The organism is Terriglobia bacterium (genome assembly GCA_020072565.1).
Classification (GTDB): Bacteria; Acidobacteriota; UBA6911; order UBA6911; family UBA6911; genus JAFNAG01.
In genome coordinates this window covers 132,594-152,711 of the sequence record JAIQGI010000003.1, presented here as the reverse complement: position 1 = coordinate 152,711, position 20,118 = coordinate 132,594, and the positions used below count along the sequence as shown (strand labels likewise).

Genomic DNA, 20,118 nt, shown 5'->3' with positions numbered 1-20,118 from the left:
TCAAATTCCATGTCTGAAGCACGCTACTCCAGACAGATCCTGTTCTCGGGTATCGGCGCCGAGGGGCAGAAGATGCTCGCACGCAGCCGCGTTCTTCTGGTCGGCTGCGGCGCGCTGGGTTCGGTGATGGCCGAGATCCTGGTGCGGGCCGGGGTTGGCCGCCTCACCATTGCCGATCGGGACTACATCGACGAATCGAACCTTCAGCGCCAATCGCTTTACACAGAGGCGGACTGCCGCGCCGGATTGCCGAAAGCGGCGGCTGCGGCCACGCATCTGGCCGAAATCAACAGCCAGGTCGAGCTGGCCGCGGAAATCCTGGACGTGAACGCGGCGACGATCGCGGCCCTGGTGCCGGGACAGAACCTGATCCTGGATGGAACGGACAACTTTGAGACACGCTTCCTGATCAACGATGCCAGCCTGAACTGGAATGTTCCGTGGGTGTATGGGGCGTGCGTCGGCGCTTACGGAATGTGTGTTGCCTTCGTTCCCGGCTCCACGCCGTGCCTGCGCTGCGTGCTGGAGCAACTGCCGCCCCCCGGCAGCTCTCCCACGTGCGACACGGTCGGCGTGATCGGGCCCATCGTCCACCTCGTAGCGGCGCTCGAGGCCGCGGAGGGGCTCAAGATTCTTACGGGCCGGCTCGAACGGCTGAACGGCAAGCTCATGACCATCGACCTTTGGGAGAACCAGATCTCAGGTTTGGACCTGGTTCCGCTGCAGCGTAGTGCCGATTGCCCGGCCTGCGGCCAAAGGCAATTCGATTTTCTGGAGGGTAAACACGAGGGGCGCACTCTGTCGCTGTGCGGGCGCGATGCGGTCCAGGTGTACCGCAACTCCCCCAGCCCCGTGGATTTCAAGATCATTGCCGAGCGCCTGGCTCCTCTGGGATCCGTGACCTATAACGAGTTCCTGCTCAGGGCCTGCCTGGACAAGTTTGAGATTGCCCTGTTCCGGGACGGCCGCGGTATCGTCCGCGGAACCCAGGATGTCGACGAGGCGCGGCGAGTCTATGCAAAGTTCATCGGCAGCTGATCCGTGCTGCCGCGTGACACGCCAGGAGGAGAGCATATGAAAAAGATGGCGCTGATGTTGGCCTTGGTTGTGTTCCTGATAAGCCGGCCGTCTGTGCGCGGCCAGGATGAGGAGAAAATCCAGAAGCTGTTTCAGGATGCCATTCAGACCCTCGGGGGTGCCACCTATCTGAAGGTGACCGACATGGTGTCGGAGGGCAACCTCTTCGGGTTCGATCGCGAGGGAAATTCGTCAGGGCTGAACAAGTTCAGTGACTGGACCAAACTCCCGGACAAGAGCCGCTTCGAGCTCGGAAACAGGAAGAAGGAACTCGACGTCACCGTCTTCAATCTGGAGAAAAAGCAGGGCTGGATCCTCGAAGGTCAGAAAGACACGCGTGAGGCGACCCCCGAAGAAATGAAGGACTTCAGGGACTTGGTGAAGCACAGCATCGACACTTTGTTCCGATTTCGCTATAAGGATCCTGAGAACAAGCTCTTTTATCTGGGTGCGGCGGAAAACGACGTCCAGCTCGAAATGGTCGAGCTCATCGATCCTGAAAATGATGAAGTCACCATCTATTTCGATCGCTTGAGCAAGCTGCCGGCCAAGGTCGAATACCAATACATCGACAATCGGGGGATTCACTATCGCCAGACCGAGGAGTACAGCCAGTGGCACACGATCCAGGGTGTCAACACGCCCATGCGCATCGACACCTATCGCAACGGCCACCAGTTGTCCCAGCAGTTCATTCTTAAGATTGCGTACAACACCGGCCTCCCGGACAGCTTCTTCGTCAAGCCGACCCCCCCCAAATGATGACGGGGCGGAATATTCAGAAGCATTGTGGATTCTGGATTGCGGATTTTGGAATTGTGGAAGCGCACGGGCTGGGGACTACGTCCCATCCTCCAAATCCAAAATTGAAATGACTCGGAATCGGGATATTCATGCTTATATACGACATTTCCCAGACGGTCAGCGAAAGGATCGCGGCCTGGCCGGGCGATCAGCGATTCCGCTATCGCTGGTCGCATCGGATACAAAGCGGTGCTTCGTGCAACGTCTCCGCCGTCACCATGAGCGTGCACACCGGAACGCATTTGGATGCGCCCTATCATTTCGACGACTTCGGGCCTGATATCGGCAGCGTACCGCTGCGCCACTTTATCGGTCCGGCGCGGGTGTTCGCCGTGCCTGCGGAATTGGAGTCCATCTCCGCTGCGTTCCTCGAGGGCCTGGATTGGGATGGGGTCGAGCGGGTCTTATTCAGGACGCGCGCCAGCGACCTTGGAGAAGATCGGTTCCACCGGGATTTTATCTTCCTGACCGGGGACGGCGCCGAGTTCCTGGCAGGCCGCAAGCTTCAGCTGGTCGGCACCGATGCGCCGTCCGTCGAAGAGTTTGCCAGCACGAGCCTGAGATGCCACAAGATTCTGTACGCGCAGAGTATCGCGATCCTTGAAGGCGCGCGCCTGGCGCAGGTGCCGCCGGGCGATTACGAACTGATCTGCCTTCCCCTGAAATTCGCCGGCCTCGACGGCTCCCCTGTGCGGGCAGTTCTGCGGCGCCCCGACTGATAACGGCAGAATTGCAGCCCCGCGGGCTCGACGCCGAGTTCGCTGAGATCGCAGCAGCCCTGAACCCGGATGATTCGTGAATATGCGATCAAAAGAAATTTTCGGACGCGGGAAAACGCCGACAGACGCCGGCCGTTCGGTCTTGTTCGGCGTGCAGAAGCTCCTGTCAGCGTTTATCCGCGTCCAATTTTGTTGCCTTTCACCGGCGTTTGGTTCTGCTTCACGAATAATTCGGGATAACCGCAGGAGTACGCTCGCCACGCCCCGGCCTTGTTGCCGTTGTCAGGCGTAGAAGCCGCGCGTGCGGGTGGTTTTGGCGACGCGGTCGATCGCCAGCATGTAGGCGGCGATGCGCATGTTCACGCCGTGGGTTTCGGAAAATCCGGCCACCTCGTGGAAACCGGCCACCATGTGGTCGTGCAGCCGCTCGTTCACCAGTGCCTCGTTCCAGAAATAACCCTGCCGATCCTGAACCCACTCAAAATAGGAAACCGTCACGCCACCGGCATTGGCAAGGATGTCCGGAATGATGAATATGCCCTTGTCGGCGAGGATCAGATCCGCTTTGGCCGTCGTTGGGCCGTTGGCCCCCTCCGCGATGATCCGGGCCTTGATACGGTCGGCGTTGGCGGAAGTGATCTGATTCTCGGTGGCGGCGGGAACCAGGATCTGGCAGTGCAATTCGAGAAGCTCCTGGTTTGTGACACGGTCGCAGCCCGGGAAGCCGGCAAGAGTCTTATTGCGCCGGTAATAATCGACGGCCCGCGGCATGTCGATCCCGGCCGCGTTGTGGATACCTCCCCGTACGTCCGAGATGCCGACGACCCTGAAGCCCTGCGCATGAAGCAGCAGGGCCGCAGTCGAACCGACGTTGCCGAAACCCTGGATTACCACCGCAGCATCCTGAGGCGCGAGGCTCAGCCGCGTGCATGCCTCGCGAATCACGATCATCAGCCCTCTGCCGGTGGCTTCCTTGCGCCCCGCCGAGCCTCCCAACTCGACCGGTTTGCCGGTGATCACCCCCGTCACGGTCTGATGGGCATGCATGCTGTAGGTGTCCATGATCCACGCCATAATCTGGTCGTTGGTATTGACGTCGGGTGCGGGAACATCCTTTTCCGGGCCGAGAAACTCGAACAATTCCGCCGTGTAGCGGCGCGTCAGCCGCTCCAGTTCCCCCGACGACATCTGGGTCGGATCGCAGATGACGCCGCCCTTCGCTCCGCCGAACGGGATGTTGACAACGGCACATTTCCAGGTCATCCAGGCGGCCAGAGCCTTGACTTCGTCCAGCGTCACATCGGGTGCGAAGCGGATGCCTCCTTTGCTGGGCCCGCGCGAGATGTTGTGCTGCACCCTGTAGCCGGTAAAAACCTGAAGACGGCCCGAATCCATGAACACCGGCACATAGACGGTGATCTCGCGGCGTGGATAGCGCAGGAATTGATACAGCCCTTCATCCAGGTTGAGCTTCCGGGCGGCCGCGTCAAAACGCGACATCATCGCCTCGTAGGGATTTATTTCGCTTTCCTGAATTGCCGGGGTTTGCACCATGAGGAATCCTCTCCAGCCGCGGTCCGGAATCACGTGCGGCAGAGCCGTAAAGGCACGAGCCGCGCTTTCCGTGGCTTGATACCATTTTGAATCGGGATCTGCCAATTATCAACCGGCCTTCTGGACTTCGGCGACCGCGTCCAGGTCGGGGAGGGTGCACACGCGATACTTTTTCCGGAAACGCGCGATGCGGTCGGCAAGCGCCGCGTGGATGGCGTGCCCGGCCTTCTCCGCGTAGAGATGGCCTATAATGGGGCGGCCGATCAGTGAGATATCGCCAAGCAGGTCCAGCATCTTGTGGCGGACAAATTCATCAGGGAAGCGCAGTTCGTCATTCACGATGCCGGAGTCGTCGAGCAGCACCGCGTTTTCCAGCGAGCCACCGCGAATCAGCCCGCACCGGCGCAGATATTCGACGTCGGAGGCAAAGCCGAACGTGCGCGCCGGCGCGATTTCGGAGCGGTAGCACTCCGGGGTGAGTTCGAGAACGATCTGCTGGCGTCCAATGGCGTTGTGCTCGAAGTTAATGATGTAAGTCGCCTTCGGGATCGAATCAGGATAGACGCCCGCTACTTTGTCCTGGTGGCACACCTCGATCGGCTCCTGAATGACGATGTATTGGCGGAGCTCTCCCTGCTCCTGGACGCCGGCCTTCTCGATCCCCTCCATGAAAACCCTGCCGCTCCCGTCCATGATCGGGACTTCCATGGAATTGAGGTCGATGTAGAGATTGTCGATGCCGAGGCCATAGAGAGTCGACAGGAGGTGTTCGACGGTAGAGATCATGACGCCTTTTTTCATCAGAGTCGTGGCATAACTGACTCTTGCCACATGGGCGCGCGTCGCCTCGATCTCAAAGTTCTTCAGGTCGGTGCGCCGGAAGACAATGCCGGTGTTCTCGGGCGCAGGCACCAGATCGAGACGAACCTGGTAGCCGGTGTGCAAACCGATGCCTTCAAAGTGCAACTGCTCGCGCAGGGTCCGCTGATATTTGAACATGAGCAAACTGTCCCGGATTGTTATTGCTCCTGATACGCTAATGCAACTTCAGCTCCCCGTTTGGGGTTGAAAAATGCTTTAAGCAACTTCCATGCCTTCCTACGGAGCAGACCAACGTTGGCTGTAAGCGATATAATATCAAATCTTTGCGGTCAAGCATCCTGCCGCTGACCTGCGGCTGCTCCATCATCGTGTTGCACTCTGGACACATCCTGGAAAATCTCAAGGAAGGGTGTGCGAAGACGGTCAGAAAACGCTGCGCGCCCCGTGCGCTGAGATTTTTCATTGTCGAGAGCGGGCTGCTTGTGATAGAAATAAGATTTCAATAAGGCACACGACGATGATCAGGACGTTTCAGGGATACGATTACTGGTACTGGCGCGGGGTGGCCGCATGCCCCCTGGTCTGTTCGCTGACAGTCTCCTGATACGCCCGCTGCATTAGGAAGAGTGAGGGGAAGCCGTGAACAGCCGAAAGGTTCACGGCTTTTTTGTTGTATGGGCAGGAGTCGGGACCTCCCGACTCCTCCGGCGTCGCAGACAGCGGAAAGGGAACGATGATTCATCCGTCGCTTGCGGAGATCGAAGGACTCGCCCGGCAGGGGAGCGTGATTCCGGTGCACAAGGACATCCTGGGCGACCTGCTGACACCGGCCGCGGCCTTCTTGCGGGTCGCGCAGGGGAGGAGCCGGGTATTCCTTCTGGAAAGCGTCGAAGGGGGCGAGCGCCTGGCGAGGTATTCCTTCATCGGCTGGGACCCGTTTCTGATCATCCGCGGCAAGGGCAGGGTCCTCATAACGGAAGAACTCGGCGAGGTCAGCACCGAAGAAGGAAGGCCGTACGACAAAATGCGCGAGATCTCACGCAAGTACCAGTCGGTGCCGATGGCGGACCTGCCCCCGTTCATGGCGGGCGGGGTCGGCTATTTCGGCTATGATCTCGTGCGGCAATTTGAAAGGCTCCCCACCCTGGCAGTGGATGATCTCGGCCTGGATGATTTTTATGTGATGTATTTCTCGACCATTCTGGCGTTTGACCACCTCCGGCATCGGATTCACATTATCGCCAACATCCTGAATCCGCGCGGAACCCGGAATCTGGAAGCCAGGTATCATGATGCGCTTTTGCGCATCGATCAGATCGAGAAGCGCCTCACGGCACCCATCTCACTCCCGGCTCCTGCGCCGAGCGCTTCGATCCCGGAGCCGGTCTCCAATCTCACGGAAGCCCAGTACCACGCCAATGTCGAAAAAGCAAAGTCCTATATCACGGCCGGCGACATATTCCAGGTAGTGCTGTCGCAGCGCCTGGCGATGAAGATCGCGTGTGATCCTTTCGACATTTACAGGGCACTGCGCTTTATCAATCCGTCTCCATACATGATCTTTCTGCGCATGGACAAGCTCAGCTTGGTAGGGGCCTCGCCCGAGATGCTCGTCAAAGTGCGGGGCCGGCGCGTGGAGTACGGGCCGATTGCAGGCACACGGCCCCGGGGTGCGACGCCGGAGGAGGACGAGCAGCTGGCCCGCGAACTCCTCGCCGATGCCAAAGAGCGCGCCGAACATGTGATGCTGGTGGATCTGGGGCGCAACGACCTGGGACGGGTCTGCAATTACGGCAGCGTGAAAGTCACCGACCTGATGCGCATTGAGAGGTACAGCCACGTCATGCACCTCGTCAGCAGCGTCGAGGGCACCCTCCGGGACGAGATGGACTGCTTCCATGCGCTGGAGGCCTGCCTCCCCGCGGGCACCGTTTCAGGCGCTCCCAAAGTGCGCGCCATGGAAATCATCGAGGAAATGGAACCGTGCCGCAGAGGCGTCTACGGCGGTGCGGTGGGCTATGCCGACTTTTCCGGCAACCTCGACACGTGCATTGCCCTGCGGACTCTGGTAATCAAGGATGGCATGGCCTACATCCAGGCGGGCGGCGGTATTGTCGCCGATTCCCAGCCGGAACGCGAGCGGGAAGAATCCATGAACAAGGCCCGCGCGCTCTTGCGCGCTGTCGATTTCGCGCACCAGGGATTACGCTGATGTGCGGTACGGGGGGCAGGACACATCCGATCCCCGCCGGATGGATGCAGGTGGGTGCGGGCTTCAGCCCGTACGGATACTTATGATTCTCGTCATCGACAATTACGACTCTTTCACATTCAACCTGGTCCAGTATCTGGGCGAACTGGGGCAGGAGTTGAAGGTCGCGCGCAACGATGCCGTTACCCCGGCTCAGATTGAGCTCCTTGCCCCGGCTGCCATCGTCATTTCCCCAGGGCCGGGCCGTCCTGAAAACTCCGGCATCATCGTGGAGGTAATCCGCAGGTTCTGCGGACGGATCCCGATCCTGGGCGTTTGTCTCGGCCTCCAGGCATTGGGAGTTGCCTTTGGAGGGAAGGTGGTGCCGGCGCCCACCCTCATGCACGGCAAGACCAGCGAGATTTTTCATGATGGGCGGACGATCTTCACCGGTCTGGCAAACCCGTTTCACGCCACGCGCTATCATTCCCTCATCGTTGCCAACGAATGCCTGCCCGGCTGCCTCGAAATTTCGGCGCGGACGGCGGATGACGTTATCATGGGATTGCGGCATCGAGTGTCGGCAGTCGAGGGGGTTCAGTTTCATCCGGAATCGATCCTCACGGAAGAGGGCATGAAACTGCTGGGAAACTTCCTGTCTCTGGCGCAATTGCGCGGTGCAGCGGATCCCGGCCGGCTGAAAACTCATGAATCGGGTGACCAACCATGACGACCATCGCCGCGAAATACAGCCTGCCGGCAGAACTCAAAGAGACGATTCTGGAACAGATCATGGCCGCCCGGCTGCCTGAGGTCGAGAGCGCAAAAATCAAGCTTCCCGCGGAATCGCTCCGGATGGCCCTCGAGCGCGGGCCCCAGATCCGTTCGCTCAAGCGGGCTCTGATGAGGCGGCCGGGCATTATCGCTGAAATCAAGAAAGCCTCTCCTTCGTGCGGACTGTTGCGGCCTGATTTCGATCCCGCCGCAATCGCGGATCAATACCGCAAGGCGGGCGCCTCGGCAATCTCGGTCGTGACCGAAAACAGATTTTTTCAGGGCGGGCTTGAAATCCTTGCCGGACTGCGCTGGCGCATGGATTTGCCCCTGCTTCGCAAAGATTTTGTCGTCGATCCCTATCAGGTCCTCGAAGCACGCCACGCCGGCGCCGACGCCGTGCTTCTGATTGCTGCCCTCCTGGCAGGGCCCTCTCTCAGGGCGATGCGCGGCTGCGTCGAGGAACTGGGCATGGACGCTCTTGTCGAGGTACACACCGAGCAGGAGTTGGATCGTGCCCTTGAGGCGGGAGCCACCCTGATCGGTGTGAACAGCCGCAATCTGAAGAACTTTGAGGTCTCGCTCGACGTGTGCCGGCGACTGGCTGTCCGCCTGCCTCGCGAAGCAGTCGCGGTGGCCGAGAGCGGCATACGCACGGCCGAAGACATACGTCTCCTGGCCGGGTCTGGTTATCGCGGCTTCCTCATTGGCGCAGCCCTGATGCGCGCCCCGTCACCCGGCGCGGCGCTCGAGGAGTTGATATTGTCAATGGAAATGGCGTAGCAGATGAAAAACGGCGAATCACAGCGCAGCCTGACAGTCGCACCAATGAGAGTGAGGGTGAAGGTTTGCGGAATCACGAGTTACCAGGACGCGGCTCTGGCGCTCGATCTGGGGGCTGACGCCCTCGGATTCAACTTTTATCCGCCCAGCCCGCGCTTCATCGACTTTTTCGCGGCGCGCGACATCATTTGCCGCCTGCCGCCGCTTGCCACAACGGTAGGCGTGTTCGTCAACGTCGCCGACCCGGCCGATGTGGACGAGAGTGCCCGGGTAGCCGGCGTGCAGGCTTTGCAGCTGCACGGCGACGAATCGGCCGACTACTGCCGCCGGCTCGGTGCCTGGCCCCTGATCAAGGCCGTGCGCGTCGGCAAGGCCACGGTCCTGGAGAACCTGCGCGAATTCCCCGCGCAGGCATTCCTCCTGGACTCGAGGGATGAACGCCGCTTCGGTGGGACGGGCAAATCCTTCGATTGGACGCTGGCACGCGGTCCGGTTGAGGGGCTGCGCATTATTTTGGCAGGCGGGCTGAGCGCGGCCAACGTGGCCGAAGCCATCCGCATCGTGCAGCCTTACGGATTGGACGTCTGCAGCAGCGTCGAAAGCCGCCCGGGGAAAAAGGACGCTGCGCGTCTGACTGCATTCATGAACGAGGTCTTTGATGCAACCAGGTAACTCCGAATCATTGCCGCTGCCCGATCAACGCGGGCACTTCGGCCCGTACGGCGGCAGATTTGTTCCCGAGACCCTGATGGAACCCCTCCTGGAACTGGAGGCGGCCTTCCGGCAGGCACGTCTGGATCCCACTTTTCAAGCCGAGCTGGACGGCCTGCTGCGTGACTATTCGGGCCGGCCGACGTCGTTGACCCGCGCCTGCCGGCTGGCAAGCCACCTGGGTCGCTGCCTGGTCTATCTCAAGCGTGAGGATCTGAACCACACCGGCGCACACAAGATCAACAATGCCCTTGGGCAGATCCTGCTGGCGCGGCGCATGGGCAAGAAGCGCATCATCGCCGAAACCGGCGCGGGCCAGCATGGAGTCGCCACTGCGACTGCGGCCGCGCTTTTCGGAATGGAGTGCGAAATCTACATGGGAACCGACGACATGCGCCGCCAAGCGCTGAACGTCTTCCGCATGCAGCTGCTGGGTGCCAAGGTCACGCCCGTGGATGCCGGCAGCCGGACCCTGAAGGATGCCATCAACGAAGCGATGCGCGACTGGGTGACCAACGTCGCCCACACTCACTACCTTCTCGGCTCCGTTCTGGGAGCCCATCCCTATCCATGGATGGTGCGCGAGTTTCAATCGGTGATCGGCCGGGAGGCGCGCGCCCAGATCCTCGAGCGCGAGAAACGGCTGCCGGATCTCCTGATCGCCTGCGTCGGCGGCGGGAGCAACGCCATCGGCTTCTTCCACGAGTTTCTTGGCGACTCGGCTGTCCGCATGATCGGCGTGGAAGCAGGCGGGCGCGGAGGCGCCCTGGGGGAACACGCCGCCCGTTTTTCGGGTGGCAAAAAGGGAGTACTTCAGGGGACATTGAGCTTCGTGCTGCAGGACGACAACGGCCAGATTGCAGGCACCCATTCGGTTTCCGCAGGCCTGGATTATCCGGCGGTGGGACCCGAGCACTCGTTCCTGCACGATCAGGGGCGCGTCGAGTACACGTCGGTCTCCGACCGGGAAGCGCTGGAGGCCTTCCAGCTGCTGAGCCGGCTCGAGGGCATCATCCCGGCGTTGGAGAGCGCACATGCAGTGGCCGAGCTGGTCCGCACCGCACCCCGGCTGGATCGGGACGCTCTGGTCATGATCAACATCTCGGGGCGTGGAGATAAAGATGTCAACGAAGTGTCCGAGATATTAGGCAGACCACAAGGGGACAGGCCGGTGTTCCCATCGGTGTGACGAAGGCCCGGGAGTGCGACAGCTTGCTGCCGCCTTCCACGTGCAGGCAAGCTTGCGCATTCCAGGGATTTCGTCGCCAGTTCGGAGAAATGAATGGGTCGCGCGATAGCAAGAACCTTTGAGCAACTGAAGCAGGGGGGACGGAAGGCGTTCATTCCGTTCATTACGGCAGGCGATCCGGACCTCGAGACCACGATCGGGCTGGTTCCCGAACTCGAGCGCGCCGGCGCGCACATCGTGGAACTGGGGATTCCGTTCTCCGATCCGGTCGCCGATGGCCCTACCATTCAGCGCTCGTCCGAGCGGGCCCTGCGCCACGGCTACCGGCTTGCTGATTATCTTGAAGCTGTCGGGACGATCCGGCGGCAGACCGGCCTGCCGCTGGTATTGTTCAGCTACTTCAATCCGATCCTCCAGTATGGCCTGGAAAACCTGGCGCGCGACGCCCGCGCCGCAGGGGTGGACGGGGTCCTGGTGACCGACATCACGCCCGAGGAAGGGGATGACTACTGTGCCTGCCTCGGCCGCCATGAGCTCGATCCAATCTTCCTGGTCGCTCCCACCAGCGGTCCGAGGAGGATCGGCCGGATTGTCGACAGCTGCCGCGGGTTTGTCTATGTGGTATCACGTGCGGGCGTGACTGGTGCCCGGGATGCGCTTTCAGATTCCATCCTCCCTACGCTGGCCCGTGTGCGCGAGCGGACTCAGCTTCCTGTCGCCGTCGGTTTCGGCATCTCGCGGCCAGAGCAAGTCCAGGCGGTGTGGGAGGTAGCCGATGGCGCCGTGGTCGGCAGCGCAATCGTGGCCCAGGTGGAGAAAAACGCGGGCGCACCCGATCTTCCGGCGCAGGTGGGTGCCTTCTGCCGCTGGTTGATCGCCCCTGCCGTCGGCCGTACCATCCAACGAGACCCATGAAGAACAGGTAGACCTCAATGAAGCCTATTCTGGCTTTCCTTATGGCGCTGGAGTTTTTCGCGTTTCGTTTTTGAACGAGGCCACCATGTCCGATGTTTTCGAAAGAGTCGCTATCGTAGGGGTTGGTTTGATCGGCGGATCTCTGGGGATAGCTCTGAAGCAAGCCGCTCCGCATGTCGACATCCGCGGGGTGGGGCGCGATTCGCTGCGTCTCGAGAGGGCACGGCACCTCGGTGCCGTCGATAGCTTCACCACCGACCTTACCGGTTCGCTGGAAGATCGGGATCTGGTAATTCTGGCGTCGCCCGTGGAGCACATCCTGCAGGCGCTTGACGTGTTGGGCGACCATCTGGGCCCGGGCACGGTCGTGACCGACGTCGGCAGCACCAAACTCCGGATCTGCCGCAAAGCATGGAGCCGTCTCCCGCAGTCGGTGCAGTTCATCGGCGGCCACCCGATCGCGGGGAGGGAAATCGCTGGCGTGGAAAACAGCCTTCCGACGCTCTTCCACAACGCTCCCTACGTCCTGTGCCCGCCGGCGGACGTGCGTGCCGAAAATCTGGCAAGGCTCCGACGGTTGGTCGAACAACTGGGCGCCCGCCCGCTGATTATGGCACCGGACAAGCATGACCGCACGCTCGCCTGGCTGAGCCACTTGCCTCAGCTTCTTTCCACTGCTCTCGCGAACGTCTGTCAACAACAGCCGATCGAGACAGCCGGAAGCGGACTGCGGGACATGACCCGCCTTGCCATCAGTCCTTATTCCGTGTGGAGGGCGGTCCTCGATACCAACCAGGACAATATCGACCTCGCCCTGCAATCCATCATCAACCACCTGCAGCAGCTTCGCCGGAAGCTGCAAGTGGGTGACCTCGCGGACGAGTTTGCTAGCGCCGCTACCTTCGCCCAAAAGCTCCGGGGAAGCTCTTAACTGCCAATCCACCCTGATAGATCGGGCCAGGTTTTGGCCTTGACACCCCTCCTATTACAGGGATAAGAAGCCATAAAGATTTCGGACACTTGGTCATGTGACTACGTCTTAAGATTTAGAAGCCGAGGTCGCTTCGAAAGTTGCCGCGATGGAGAAGGTGATTTTGGCAGAAACGCCGCTGACACGCGCTGGGGCCGTCGACTTCGAGGCGCTGGTTCATGCGCATGCGCGTTTCGTCTTCAAGGTCGCCTACGCGGTATTGCGGAACGCTGAAGATGCGGAGGATGTTGTCCAGGAAACCTTCTTCCGGGCCTACCGGTCCGGGGAAGCGGGCAAGGTCGAACGGATGCACCCCTGGCTGGCGCGCATCGCCTGGCGCCTGGCGGTCGACCGGGTCCGCAGGAAATCAGGAAACCGGCGCAAGGAGCAATCCACGGACTTGCTTCAAGCGCTACCGACGCGCGGACCGGGGGCCGAGGAAAGGCTGCTCCACGGGGAAAGGCTCGCGTTACTCGTGCGCCTCCTGCCCGCACTGTCTCGGAATCTCCGGGAAACACTTCAGCTGTCTACGGTGGAAGGGATGACCTCCGCCGAAGTTGCCGAGGTGCTGGGCATCCCGGAATCCTCGGTCCGGAACCGACTATCCCGGGCGCGGAAACTCCTGAAGGAAAAACTCGTGGCCCTGACGGAGGGCAGCTATGGATCGTAAACCATTGAATGAGAATCTTGACGAATGGCTCGACAGAGCGCTCGCCGACTACGGAAGAGCCGAACCCAGGGCAGGCATCGAGACGCGGGCTGTGGAGAATCTGCGCGGCCGGCTGCAGCGCCGCCCGTGGCGGGCCCGCTGGCAGCTCCCGGTCTGGCTATCCGCAGCAGCGGTCACAATTGTGGTCTTCATTGTCATGCTTTTCGTCAAGCCGGAGAAACCACCTGCGCCGGATCCTGCAAAGGGTAATGACCAGGAATTGCTGCTGGGAGTTGACCGTTTGCTGAACAAAGAAGTCCCATCGGCATTGGAACCGGCTCTCGTGCTAACCAAAGAAATGGTCAAAAAGTGACTGCAGAAAAGGGGGACAGTTCGATTTTCCATGCCCATGATCGCAATGAAGGGACAAGTGCGGGCAAATCGATATCTTCTCTTGTTTACAAGGAGTCAGCCATGAAACACATTTCGAATCCAGCCATCCCATTTCTGCTTCTTGCCGTAGCAGCGATGACGCAGTTTTCGCTGTCAGCCCCGGCTCCTCTGCCGGCGGAACTGGGGACGTGGTGGAGGGACTCGGAGGTCGTGCGCGGGTTGCAGCTGCGCGAGAGCCAGATCAAGCAGATCGACCAGGCATTTTTGAGTCATCGGTCGGATCTCAACAATCTGGCCGCCGAATTGCAGAGACAGGAAGCCATCCTGCAGTCGCTCATCGATACCAGCCGCCTCGATGCCAAGAAGGCTGCGGCCCAGATCGATCAGGTCGTGACCGCGCGCGCCCGGCTGGAAAAAGAGAAGACGATGATGGCCCTCGACATCCGGCTGGCCGTCTCGTTCGACCAGTGGAGAAAGCTGCAGGAGATGCAGCGTAGCCAGGCCAATGCTGCCCCCGCGCCTGCTGCCGCGAAACCGGCTCCCAAGGCGGACGGCAGTGTTTCGATCTCGGAAGAACCCATCTATCAGATCGGCGGACCCGTCACCGATCCCGTGCCGGTCCAGCGGCCGACGCCCGCGTTTACCGCGCAAGCCCGGGAGAGGAAGGTCGAGGGGAGCGTTCTGCTGGCAGTAGTGATCGGCAAGGATGGCGCGGTTCGCAACGTCAAGGTCCTGCGCGGTCTCGGTTATGGCCTGGATGAATCGGCGGCCGATACCGTCACCAAACGGTGGCTATTCAAGCCCTCGACCCTCAACGGCCAACCCGTGTCGGTCCAGGCGATGATCGAGGTCACGTTTCACCTGTACCAGCAGTGAAAAACACACAGTTTTATCGAGTGCACATCCTTCAAGCGGGAGTTCTCATGCGCGCGCGCAGTAAATTCTTACGGTGCCTGCCACAAGCGCTTCTCTTCCTGTTGCCGTGTCTTACTACCGCCGTCTTTCCTCAGGCCAAAAAGACTGAAGCGGGACAGAAGCCTTCTGATCACACCATTCGTGTGGACGTGGGGCTGGTTCAGACAGACGTGATGGTTTTTGACCGCCAGGGTCGCTTCGTGCCCGATCTTAAGCTCGATCAGTTTGAATTGCGGGTCGACGGCAAAGTGCAGCCGATCTCATTTATCGAACAGGTGTCTGCGGGGAGCACTCACGATGAGGAGGTCTGGGCGAAGGCGGAGGGGAAGCCGGTTCCTGCCCCGCCGCAGCCGGGTGAAGGCAGTCGCAATCCCGGGCGCATCCTGTTGTTTTATCTGGACGACTGGCACCTGTCGGCGGACAGCGTCATCCGGTCGAGGGTGGCGCTGGCCAATCTCCTCAACACTTCCACAGGGCCCAGGGACCGGGTCGGCATATTCACGGCCACCGGACAGCTCGGTCCCGTGCAGCAGCTCACGGGAGACAAGACTGCCGTGCTGGCTGCGCTGGAAAAGTTCAACTTTCAGAGTGCCGGTGTCGCGGACCTCGAATATCCGCCGATGACCGAGGCGCAGGCTGTTTTGATCGAGCAAAACGATGCGGACGTCATCAACTACTTCGCGAAAGCCATCGCGCCGCTGATCGGCGACCGCTATATGTCGGGATCCATGGGTGGCATCAATGACGATCGCGATCTGGCCAAGGCCAAGGAGATCGCGCGCAAGCGAGCCGCCGGCCTGGCCCAGCAGTCCGCCGCCTATGCGGAACGGTCGCTGGCAGCCCTGAGGAACCTGTTCCGCTCGACCGAGGACCTGCCCGGGCGTAAGCTGGTGTTCCTGCTGTCCGATGGATTTGTTCTGCAACCGCAGCGCGGCGACATTGTCGCCCGGATCCGGGAAGTCACGGATGCCGCGGCGCGCACGGGATTCGTGGTCTATACCCTGGACGCGCGCGGCCTGGTAGTGGGCCTTCCCGATGCGACGCGGAAGCGGGCGCCGGACTCCAAGGGGGAACTGGCGCACAGCGGTGTCAACGAAGTGAGCTCGGCGCAGGACGCGCTCAACGCGCTGGCGGCCGACACCGGGGGCCGCTTTCTGAAGAACACCAATGCGCTGGACGCGGCCCTGATCACCACGCTGGAGGAAATCTCCCGTTACTATTTGCTGGCCTGGTCCATCGATCAGGAAAAGCTGAAGCCGGGCAAATACAGCACCATCCGCGCAAGCGTGAAGGGGCGCCCCGACCTTTCGGTGCGCATGCGCCAGGGCTGGCTCGACCTATCCCGCCTCGTGTCCAAAAAGCAGGAAAACCGGTGAAAGGGTTGAATTCCCCCACGGACGAGTGAAGTGGGCGCGGGCGGCCCGACCGTGCCCGGCAGCACACGCGCATGAGCTTCGCCTGACGAACTAACGCTCAAAGGTCTTCCCCCGTGCTCCCGCACGCTGGAGCTCTCCGCCACCGACTGTGCCACGAATATCGGAGCCACAAATCCACCACTTTTGAATTTCGATAAGGCCTCGAGGATCGGTTCTAGGGAAGGGTGTTCAATCGAAAATATTTCCCGACATCGGTCCGGCATTCTCCGTCCTTGTGTTTGGAGCTGCAGTAAAGGAGCAGGGGATATGACGACCAACCTTCGAGTCATGCCGAGGCGGGTGCGGGAATGGGCCGCGGGCCCGGCGATGCAGGCCTCGCTGTTCTATGGCAACACGGATGACGTTGCGCCCGGCGTGTTGCCGGACCTCTGGGACCTGTTGCGCCACCCGTGGCGGTCTTTCCGCGAAGAACGGCGGGCTCCGCGCACGCGCGCCTCGCTGTTCCATTACCTCGCGCCGTCCGAAAAAGCTGCGCCTCTCGATTGGAAAGGGCTGCTCGAGGATCTCGCCACCGGATACCGGTTCGCGCTGTTCATCCCCTCGCTCTGGTCGGATCACGCGGAACTGGCGGAGGAACGGGCACAGTTGCGCACACGGAGAATGGAGGCCGGCGTCGCCTCGCTGGCCGTTCATGCCCTGATTGCAGGCCTTGCCGTCTTTTTTGCCATGTACCGCCCGCTCGAACCACCGGCGCAGCAGAAGGACCAGGTCGTGTTCATCAACACGCCGATGCATCTGCCCTTTGCCGGAGATGGTCGTGACGGTGGTGGCGGCGGAGGCGGCGGCAAGCGCGAAAAGCTTCCCCCTTCGGGAGGCCGCCTGCCAGAAGCCGCACCCGTGCAGTTCATGCCTGCGGATCCCGGGATGCCGAAGCCGCTCGTGCCGTCGGACGATCCCCTGGATGCGAAGGCCAGCGTTCAGATTCCCATCGATCTTCCTGCTGATTTATCCCTTCCCATCGGCGACATCACGGCACCCATGGCCGGCCCGACTTCCTCCGGCCCCGGCCCCGGCGGCGGCAGCGGGACCGGAGAGGGAACCGGGTACGGCCCCGGGAAAGGACCGGGCGCAGGCCCCGGTGAGGATGGTGGCTATGGCAGGGGACGTCATGGGGGAATAGGCCCCGGCGACGGACCCAATATTTCGGGTGACGGCTTGACCCTGCCCGAGGCCATCCTGAAGCCGACCCCTCTATATTCAGAGGAGGCACGCAAAGCCCGGACCGAGGGATTGGTCGTGCTTCAGGTCACGATCCTCGCCGACGGAACCGTCGCCGGGATCGAGGTCATTAAGAGCCTGGGCCACGGCCTGGATGAATCCACCATCAGCACCATCGCGAACAAGTGGAAATTCAAACCCGCCCGCTATCGCGGTGTCCCGATCGACTTCCGAGCCCTCATCGAAGTGACCTTCCGCCTGTACTGACACTCTGAGGAAAAAAACCGCCAGCGTTCTCAATTCAGCGATGGGCTTGCAGATCGCGCAATATGGTTGATTGGGAACACTGGTGACACTTCCCGCGATCCCATCCATCAAATCTCCTGACCTGGCAGCCAACATGCCCACGGGATGATCCGGAAAGCGAATATAGGTACCAAATCCATTTGATTCCGGAGATAATGCGGACCGTGATTTCGGGTGGAAATTCAGAACTCGTCACATGCCCCGATCGCTTTTCCGCGCCGAAGGCGCCTTGGAGTGCGGCGGCATGCGGTCGCTTTCTGATTTCAGACGCGAAAAGCGGCGTCAGGCCGCCGCACTCCAAAGCGGCCGGCTCAGGATGTCTCGAGATCCCGGGTCTGTTCTTGCCGCCGGCCGCACGGAACGGGCCGTGGAGTAGGACAAGAGATCGGACGACTGCGCGTCAGGTCGCATCGGCGCGCATGAAACAAGTCTCGCGACACCGGCCGGGAACCGTTGGGACCAGGATTGTGAGGGGCTCATGAATCCAAGCAACCGGCACCGCAAGTGGTTCATCCCGGCCCTGCTTCTCTCGTCCACACTGTACCTGATTCCCCGGCTCATCAATTCCCAGGCTCAACAGGCCCCGGCGGGACAGAAACCGGCCCAGGCCGGCCGCGCGATCCGTGTCGGCGTGGGGCTGGTTCAGACCGACGTGATGGTTTTCGACCGCCAGGGGCGGTTTGTCAGCGACCTCAAGCCCGAGCAGTTCGAGCTGCGCGTCGATGACAAGCCGCAGCCGATATCGTTCCTGGAACTGGTCTACACCGGGAGCCCGCACGACCAGGAGATATGGGCAAAAGCCGAGGGCAAACCGGTTCCCGTAACGCCCCAGCCCGTCGTGAGCAGCTCCGATGCCGGGCGCACGATCCTGTTTTTCGTCGATGACTGGCATTTGTCTGCTGATAGCGTCATCCGGTCGCGAGCGGCGATGGCGAAGCTGATCGATACCTCGATGGGGGTCCGCGACCGGGCCGCCATTTTTGCCGCATCAGGGCAGCTCGGCTTTCTGCAGCAACTGACCGACAACAAGGCAGTTCTGCACGCTGCTCTTGAACGGTTCAACTTCCAATCTGCAGGCGTGCAGGATCTAGAATACCCGCCCATGACCGAAGGGCAGGCGGTCTTGATAGAACAAAACGAACCCGACGTGATTGAATACTTCGTGCTGGAGGTATTGAAGGTTACTCGAAATCGCGCAGAGGCAATTGAGAGAATCCGCGCCCGGGCAGCCAGCCTTGCTCACACATCCGCAGCGGTTGCGGAGCGGACGCTCTCGGCCCTGCGCGATGCCGTGCGCGCGTGCGCGGCCCTGCCGGGCCGCAAGCTGATATTCTTCTTGTCCGACGGCTTCGTTCTTCAGCCCCAACGGAGCGATATCGGTCATCGACTGCAGGAGATGACCGATGCCGCGGCGCGCGTCGGGATCGTCATTTACAGCCTGGATACACGGGGCCTCGTGGTCGGCCTTCCCGATGCGACCCGAAAGAGAGCCCCGGACACCCGGGGATACCTGGCGCACAGCGGTTACAACGAGGTCTTACCGCAGCAAGACGCGCTGAACGCACTGGCTTCGGACACCGGCGGGCGTTTTCTGAAAAACACCAATGCGCTGGACGCGGCATTGACTACGGCGCTTGCTGAAGTCTCGCGCTACTATCTTCTGGGTTGGTACGTCGACCCGGACACTTTGCAGCCGGGCAAATACAAGCGCATCCAGGTCGCGGTCAAAGACCGACCGGACCTCAAAGTGCGCCTGCGCCAGGGAAGGGCCGATCTTTCCCAGATCGTTTCCAGGGCGCCGAACAAGGCTGTCGAGCCGGTGCCGGCCGGGACGGACCGTATCAAGGCTCTGACCCAGGCGCTCGAAGGGCCTTTTCCCCTCGACGGCCTGCCGGTTTCCCTCCAGGCGGGTTACATCTACCAGCCCGGCAAGGGATACGTCCTCTCCATGGCCTATCAGATCGATGCCAATGGCGGCGACTTGTACGGGGATAATCAAGGAGTCCGGATCGATGTCATGGGTGTGGTAGGAAACCAGAAGGGAGTTGGCATAAGCAGCTTCAGCGAGAGCCTGTCGCTCCCCGGCGCCCCGGCAGGACAGTCCGGGCCAGGGGACAAGGTCCTGGCCCACCGCAGGCTGATTCTCCTCGAACCAGGAATTTACCAGGTGCGCGTCGCCGCGCGCGATCCGAGAAGCGGTCGTCTCGGCAGCGTCTGGGAGTGGATTGACCTGCCATGGATCACGGCCGGGAAGCTCGCGCTGAGCAGCATATTTCTGCAGGATCAGTCGGTGCCGGGAAGGGAACCGGCGCTTACGATGGAAACTCTTGCCCGGGCTCCATTCAGCATCGGGCGCAGTTTCTCCGTCAATGCTCGCGTCGCGTTCTTCCTGAACATCTACAACGGCGCCGGCGTTCAGATCCAGGCAAGGATCTACCGGGGAAATCAGGTCGCGGCGCAATCGCCGCCCCGGCCTGTGCCGGCTGCGCAAGGCGAGATCACTCGGGAACCGGTTACATTCAGCGACGAACTGGCACTCGATGGTCTCCCGCCCGGCGCCTATACGCTCGAGGTCACCGCTACCGATCGACCGGGGAAAGCGACTGCATCACAGCGAGTCGCATTCTGGATCCAGTAAATTGAGGACCGTACCTTGTCGATTTTGTGGTTCAGGAGACCGTCGCGAAAAATAACGACTGGTCCTGACGTCAGACTGCTACAACTCGATCCGGTTCGATCGATTCCCCTTAAA

The 20,118-nt window shown here is 61.1% G+C and carries 18 protein-coding genes; 16 read left to right on the top strand and 2 right to left on the bottom strand.

Going from position 1 to position 20,118, the window contains the following annotated elements:
- Nucleotides 1–9: 9 nt before the first annotated feature.
- The 3 genes from LAP85_02685 (at nucleotide 10) to LAP85_02675 (ending at nucleotide 2,600) form a co-directional block, all read left to right on the top strand.
- Complete coding sequence (locus LAP85_02685; protein ID MBZ5495283.1) at nucleotides 10–1,038, top strand: ThiF family adenylyltransferase; 1,029 nt, start codon at nucleotides 10–12, stop codon at nucleotides 1,036–1,038.
- A gap of 36 nt (nucleotides 1,039–1,074) precedes the next feature.
- Complete coding sequence (locus LAP85_02680) at nucleotides 1,075–1,839, top strand: hypothetical protein (protein MBZ5495282.1); 765 nt, start codon at nucleotides 1,075–1,077, stop codon at nucleotides 1,837–1,839.
- A gap of 131 nt (nucleotides 1,840–1,970) precedes the next feature.
- On the top strand, nucleotides 1,971–2,600 hold the full coding sequence (locus LAP85_02675; GenBank protein MBZ5495281.1) for a cyclase family protein: 630 nt from the start codon (nucleotides 1,971–1,973) through the stop codon (nucleotides 2,598–2,600).
- 282 nt (nucleotides 2,601–2,882) lie between these two features.
- On the opposite strand, the gene LAP85_02670 is transcribed toward LAP85_02675, so the two are convergent.
- Both LAP85_02670 and lpxC read right to left on the bottom strand, forming a co-directional pair.
- Entirely contained in the window at nucleotides 2,883–4,154 is a 1,272-nt protein-coding gene (locus LAP85_02670) for a Glu/Leu/Phe/Val dehydrogenase (GenBank protein ID MBZ5495280.1), read from the bottom strand.
- 108 nt (nucleotides 4,155–4,262) lie between these two features.
- Nucleotides 4,263–5,153 (bottom strand): UDP-3-O-acyl-N-acetylglucosamine deacetylase, encoded by an 891-nt coding sequence (gene lpxC, locus LAP85_02665; GenBank protein ID MBZ5495279.1) that lies wholly within the window; start codon nucleotides 5,151–5,153, stop codon nucleotides 4,263–4,265.
- A 556-nt stretch (nucleotides 5,154–5,709) separates the two neighbouring features.
- Between lpxC and trpE the strand changes: the two genes are divergently transcribed.
- The 13 genes from trpE to LAP85_02600 all read left to right on the top strand — a co-directional run bounded on the left by trpE (nucleotide 5,710) and on the right by LAP85_02600 (nucleotide 20,004).
- Entirely contained in the window at nucleotides 5,710–7,188 is a 1,479-nt protein-coding gene (gene trpE, locus LAP85_02660) for an anthranilate synthase component I (GenBank protein ID MBZ5495278.1), read from the top strand.
- An 82-nt stretch (nucleotides 7,189–7,270) separates the two neighbouring features.
- A complete protein-coding gene (locus tag LAP85_02655; protein ID MBZ5495277.1) occupies nucleotides 7,271–7,897 on the top strand; it encodes an aminodeoxychorismate/anthranilate synthase component II in 627 nt (208 codons plus the stop codon).
- The gene (trpC, locus tag LAP85_02650) at nucleotides 7,894–8,724 is read left to right on the top strand and encodes an indole-3-glycerol phosphate synthase TrpC (protein MBZ5495276.1); all 831 of its coding nucleotides are present in this window, start codon (nucleotides 7,894–7,896) and stop codon (nucleotides 8,722–8,724) included. The genes LAP85_02655 and trpC overlap by 4 nt, the downstream gene beginning before the upstream one ends.
- A 45-nt stretch (nucleotides 8,725–8,769) precedes the next feature.
- A complete protein-coding gene (locus LAP85_02645; GenBank protein MBZ5495275.1) occupies nucleotides 8,770–9,396 on the top strand; it encodes a phosphoribosylanthranilate isomerase in 627 nt (208 codons plus the stop codon).
- Nucleotides 9,383–10,624: a tryptophan synthase subunit beta gene (gene trpB, locus LAP85_02640; GenBank protein ID MBZ5495274.1), complete on the top strand. Its 1,242-nt coding sequence runs from the start codon at nucleotides 9,383–9,385 to the stop codon at nucleotides 10,622–10,624. The genes LAP85_02645 and trpB overlap by 14 nt, the downstream gene beginning before the upstream one ends.
- A gap of 93 nt (nucleotides 10,625–10,717) precedes the next feature.
- On the top strand, nucleotides 10,718–11,539 hold the full coding sequence (trpA, locus tag LAP85_02635) for a tryptophan synthase subunit alpha (GenBank protein MBZ5495273.1): 822 nt from the start codon (nucleotides 10,718–10,720) through the stop codon (nucleotides 11,537–11,539).
- 85 nt (nucleotides 11,540–11,624) lie between these two features.
- Entirely contained in the window at nucleotides 11,625–12,470 is an 846-nt protein-coding gene (locus LAP85_02630; protein MBZ5495272.1) for a prephenate dehydrogenase/arogenate dehydrogenase family protein, read from the top strand.
- Between the two features lie 163 nt (nucleotides 12,471–12,633).
- Entirely contained in the window at nucleotides 12,634–13,179 is a 546-nt protein-coding gene (locus LAP85_02625) for a sigma-70 family RNA polymerase sigma factor (GenBank protein ID MBZ5495271.1), read from the top strand.
- Nucleotides 13,169–13,531, top strand: coding sequence for a hypothetical protein (locus tag LAP85_02620; GenBank protein MBZ5495270.1), 363 nt, complete (start codon nucleotides 13,169–13,171; stop codon nucleotides 13,529–13,531). The genes LAP85_02625 and LAP85_02620 overlap by 11 nt, the downstream gene beginning before the upstream one ends.
- Nucleotides 13,532–13,632: 101 nt before the next feature.
- Complete coding sequence (locus LAP85_02615; protein ID MBZ5495269.1) at nucleotides 13,633–14,427, top strand: TonB family protein; 795 nt, start codon at nucleotides 13,633–13,635, stop codon at nucleotides 14,425–14,427.
- A gap of 47 nt (nucleotides 14,428–14,474) precedes the next feature.
- The gene (locus LAP85_02610; GenBank protein MBZ5495268.1) at nucleotides 14,475–15,842 is read left to right on the top strand and encodes a VWA domain-containing protein; all 1,368 of its coding nucleotides are present in this window, start codon (nucleotides 14,475–14,477) and stop codon (nucleotides 15,840–15,842) included.
- 306 nt (nucleotides 15,843–16,148) lie between these two features.
- Complete coding sequence (locus LAP85_02605) at nucleotides 16,149–17,327, top strand: energy transducer TonB (GenBank protein ID MBZ5495267.1); 1,179 nt, start codon at nucleotides 16,149–16,151, stop codon at nucleotides 17,325–17,327.
- A gap of 517 nt (nucleotides 17,328–17,844) precedes the next feature.
- Nucleotides 17,845–20,004, top strand: coding sequence for a VWA domain-containing protein (locus LAP85_02600; protein ID MBZ5495266.1), 2,160 nt, complete (start codon nucleotides 17,845–17,847; stop codon nucleotides 20,002–20,004).
- Nucleotides 20,005–20,118: the final 114 nt, after the last annotated feature.